Origin of the sequence: Streptomyces sp. JW3 (assembly GCF_052216785.1) — a bacterium.
Lineage (GTDB): Bacteria > Actinomycetota > Actinomycetes > Streptomycetales > Streptomycetaceae > Streptomyces.
The window spans coordinates 1-5,142 of the sequence record NZ_JBQOUX010000200.1 but is presented as its reverse complement, the minus strand read 5'-3'; the positions used below and the strand labels follow the sequence as shown (position 1 = coordinate 5,142).

The 5,142-nt window shown below is 57.5% G+C and carries 2 rRNA genes; both read right to left on the bottom strand.

What is annotated here, in order from left to right:
- Nucleotides 1-22 precede the first annotated feature (22 nt).
- A 23S ribosomal RNA gene (locus ACTT8P_RS37800) occupies nt 23-3,143 on the bottom strand.
- 275 nt (nt 3,144-3,418) lie between these two features.
- Nucleotides 3,419-4,944: ribosomal RNA gene (locus tag ACTT8P_RS37795) — 16S ribosomal RNA — on the bottom strand.
- Together the 16S and 23S rRNA genes form the textbook arrangement of a ribosomal RNA operon.
- Nucleotides 4,945-5,142 lie beyond the last annotated feature (198 nt).

Here is a 5,142-nt window from a genome sequence, read left to right as displayed (position 1 = left end):
AACACAGTGGACGCGAGCAACTGAGGACAAGCCCTCGGCCTATTAGTACCAGTCAACTCCACACCTTACGGTGCTTCCATATCTGGCCTATCAACCCAGTCGTCTACTGGGAGCCTTAACCCCTCAAGGGGGTGGGAGTCCTCATCTCGAAGCAGGCTTCCCGCTTAGATGCTTTCAGCGGTTATCCCTCCCGAACGTAGCCAACCAGCCATGCCCTTGGCAGAACAACTGGCACACCAGAGGTTCGTCCGTCCCGGTCCTCTCGTACTAGGGACAGCCCTTCTCAAGACTCCTACGCGCACAGCGGATAGGGACCGAACTGTCTCACGACGTTCTAAACCCAGCTCGCGTACCGCTTTAATGGGCGAACAGCCCAACCCTTGGGACCGACTCCAGCCCCAGGATGCGACGAGCCGACATCGAGGTGCCAAACCATCCCGTCGATATGGACTCTTGGGGAAGATCAGCCTGTTATCCCCGGGGTACCTTTTATCCGTTGAGCGACGGCGCTTCCACAAGCCACCGCCGGATCACTAGTCCCGACTTTCGTCCCTGCTCGACCCGTCGGTCTCACAGTCAAGCTCCCTTGTGCACTTACACTCAACACCTGATTACCAACCAGGCTGAGGGAACCTTTGGGCGCCTCCGTTACTCTTTAGGAGGCAACCGCCCCAGTTAAACTACCCATCAGACACTGTCCCTGATCCGGATCACGGACCCAGGTTAGACATCCAGCACGACCAGACTGGTATTTCAACGACGACTCCCCCTGAACTGGCGTCCAGAGTTCACAGTCTCCCAGCTATCCTACACAAGCCGAACCGAACACCAATATCAAACTGTAGTAAAGGTCCCGGGGTCTTTCCGTCCTGCTGCGCGAAACGAGCATCTTTACTCGTAGTGCAATTTCACCGGGCCTATGGTTGAGACAGTCGAGAAGTCGTTACGCCATTCGTGCAGGTCGGAACTTACCCGACAAGGAATTTCGCTACCTTAGGATGGTTATAGTTACCACCGCCGTTTACTGGCGCTTAAGTTCTCAGCTTCGCCACACCGAAATGTGACTAACCGGTCCCCTTAACGTTCCAGCACCGGGCAGGCGTCAGTCCGTATACATCGCCTTACGGCTTCGCACGGACCTGTGTTTTTAGTAAACAGTCGCTTCTCGCTGGTCTCTGCGGCCACCCCCAGCTCAAGGAGCAAGTCCCCTCACCGGATGTGGCCCCCCTTCTCCCGAAGTTACGGGGGCATTTTGCCGAGTTCCTTAACCATAGTTCACCCGAACGCCTCGGTATTCTCTACCTGACCACCTGAGTCGGTTTAGGGTACGGGCCGCCATAAAACTCGCTAGAGGCTTTTCTCGACAGCATAGGATCATCCACTTCACCACAATCGGCTCGGCATCAGGTCTCACCCTCATGTCATCCGGATTTACCTGGATGACGGGCTACACCCTTACCCCGGGACAACCACCGCCCGGGATGGACTACCTTCCTGCGTCACCCCATCACTCACCTACTAACCGCTTGGGCCGACGGCTCCACCACTTTCCATTCCCCGAAGGGTCCGGAACGGCTTCACGGCCTTAGCATCACGATGCTCGATGTTTGACGCTTCACAGCGGGTACCGGAATATCAACCGGTTATCCATCGACTACGCCTGTCGGCCTCGCCTTAGGTCCCGACTTACCCTGGGCAGATCAGCTTGACCCAGGAACCCTTAGTCAATCGGCGCACACGTTTCCCACGTGTGTATCGCTACTCATGCCTGCATTCTCACTCGTCAACCGTCCACAACTCGCTTACGCGGCTGCTTCACCCGGCAGACGACGCTCCCCTACCCATCACAGCCTCCGTTGGGAGTACATGCTGCAATGACACGACTTCGGCGGTACGCTTGAGCCCCGCTACATTGTCGGCGCGGAATCACTAGACCAGTGAGCTATTACGCACTCTTTCAAGGGTGGCTGCTTCTAAGCCAACCTCCTGGTTGTCTCTGCGACTCCACATCCTTTCCCACTTAGCGTACGCTTAGGGGCCTTAGTCGATGCTCTGGGCTGTTTCCCTCTCGACCATGGAGCTTATCCCCCACAGTCTCACTGCCGCGCTCTCACTTACCGGCATTCGGAGTTTGGCTAAGGTCAGTAACCCGGTAGGGCCCATCGCCTATCCAGTGCTCTACCTCCGGCAAGAAACACACGACGCTGCACCTAAATGCATTTCGGGGAGAACCAGCTATCACGGAGTTTGATTGGCCTTTCACCCCTAACCACAGGTCATCCCCCAGGTTTTCAACCCTGGTGGGTTCGGTCCTCCACGAAGTCTTACCTCCGCTTCAACCTGCCCATGGCTAGATCACTCCGCTTCGGGTCTTGAGCGTGCTACTCAAACGCCCTATTAGGACTCGCTTTCGCTACGGCTACCCCACCCGGGTTAACCTCGCAACACACCGCAAACTCGCAGGCTCATTCTTCAAAAGGCACGCAGTCACGACGCAAGGACAAGTCCCTGCGCGACGCTCCCACGGCTTGTAGGCACACGGTTTCAGGTACTATTTCACTCCGCTCCCGCGGTACTTTTCACCATTCCCTCACGGTACTATCCGCTATCGGTCACCAGGGAATATTTAGGCTTAACGGGTGGTCCCGCCAGATTCACACGGGATTTCTCGGGCCCCGTGCTACTTGGGTGTCTCTCAAACGAGCCGCTGACGTTTCGACTACGGGGGTCTTACCCTCTACGCCGGACCTTTCGCATGTCCTTCGCCTACATCAACGGTTTATGACTCGTCCCACGGCCGGCAGACCGTGAAAGAGAGATCCCACAACCCCGTATACGCAACCCCTGCCGGGTCTCACACGCATACGGTTTGGCCTCATCCGGTTTCGCTCGCCACTACTCCCGGAATCACGGTTGTTTTCTCTTCCTGCGGGTACTGAGATGTTTCACTTCCCCGCGTTCCCTCCACACTGCCTATGTGTTCAGCAGCGGGTGACAGCCCATGACGACTGCCGGGTTTCCCCATTCGGACACCCCCGGATCAAAGCCTGGTTGACGACTCCCCGGGGCCTATCGTGGCCTCCCACGTCCTTCATCGGTTCCTGGTGCCAAGGCATCCACCGTGCGCCCTTAAAAACTTGGCCACAGATGCTCGCGTCCACTGTGCAGTTCTCAAACAACGACCAGCCACCCATCACCCCGAACCTAGATCCGAGTGCACTGGGGCCGGCACCTGAAGGCGACCTCACGGCCGTACCCTCAGACACCCAACAGCGTGCCCGACACCACCAGTCAAGATCCCGTGTTCCACGCCGAAGCAGTACTGACAGGTCCCATCCTGATCGTGCCGAATAGTCAACGTTCCACCCATGAGCAACCGTGCAGAACATTTGCCTGCAGTCGGCCATGTGCTCCTTAGAAAGGAGGTGATCCAGCCGCACCTTCCGGTACGGCTACCTTGTTACGACTTCGTCCCAATCGCCAGTCCCACCTTCGACAGCTCCCTCCCACAAGGGGTTGGGCCACCGGCTTCGGGTGTTACCGACTTTCGTGACGTGACGGGCGGTGTGTACAAGGCCCGGGAACGTATTCACCGCAGCAATGCTGATCTGCGATTACTAGCAACTCCAACTTCATGGGGTCGAGTTGCAGACCCCAATCCGAACTGAGACAGGCTTTTTGAGATTCGCTCCACCTCACGGCATCGCAGCTCATTGTACCTGCCATTGTAGCACGTGTGCAGCCCAAGACATAAGGGGCATGATGACTTGACGTCGTCCCCACCTTCCTCCGAGTTGACCCCGGCGGTCTCCTGTGAGTCCCCATCACCCCGAAGGGCATGCTGGCAACACAGGACAAGGGTTGCGCTCGTTGCGGGACTTAACCCAACATCTCACGACACGAGCTGACGACAGCCATGCACCACCTGTACACCGACCACAAGGGGGGCACTATCTCTAATGCTTTCCGGTGTATGTCAAGCCTTGGTAAGGTTCTTCGCGTTGCGTCGAATTAAGCCACATGCTCCGCTGCTTGTGCGGGCCCCCGTCAATTCCTTTGAGTTTTAGCCTTGCGGCCGTACTCCCCAGGCGGGGCACTTAATGCGTTAGCTGCGGCACGGACAACGTGGAATGTTGCCCACACCTAGTGCCCACCGTTTACGGCGTGGACTACCAGGGTATCTAATCCTGTTCGCTCCCCACGCTTTCGCTCCTCAGCGTCAGTATCGGCCCAGAGATCCGCCTTCGCCACCGGTGTTCCTCCTGATATCTGCGCATTTCACCGCTACACCAGGAATTCCGATCTCCCCTACCGAACTCTAGCCTGCCCGTATCGACTGCAGACCCGGGGTTAAGCCCCGGGCTTTCACAACCGACGCGACAAGCCGCCTACGAGCTCTTTACGCCCAATAATTCCGGACAACGCTTGCGCCCTACGTATTACCGCGGCTGCTGGCACGTAGTTAGCCGGCGCTTCTTCTGCAGGTACCGTCACTTTCGCTTCTTCCCTGCTGAAAGAGGTTTACAACCCGAAGGCCGTCATCCCTCACGCGGCGTCGCTGCATCAGGCTTTCGCCCATTGTGCAATATTCCCCACTGCTGCCTCCCGTAGGAGTCTGGGCCGTGTCTCAGTCCCAGTGTGGCCGGTCGCCCTCTCAGGCCGGCTACCCGTCGTCGCCTTGGTGAGCCACTACCTCACCAACAAGCTGATAGGCCGCGGGCTCATCCTGCACCGCCGGAGCTTTCAACCCCTCCCCATGCGAGGAGAAGTATTATCCGGTATTAGACCCCGTTTCCAGGGCTTGTCCCAGAGTGCAGGGCAGATTGCCCACGTGTTACTCACCCGTTCGCCACTAATCCCCACCGAAGTGGTTCATCGTTCGACTTGCATGTGTTAAGCACGCCGCCAGCGTTCGTCCTGAGCCAGGATCAAACTCTCCGTGAATGCTTCAACAGCTCACGGGAGCGGAACGTCGGGCGGAATAAGCCCGAGCGTTCACAGCGTCCTCGCTGTATTTTTCTTCAAAGGAACCTCATCCCCAGCAGAAGCCGGGAACGGGGTATCAACATATCTGGCGTTGACTTTTGGCACGCTGTTGAGTTCTCAAGGAACGGACGCTTCCTTTGTACTCACCCGAGAGAC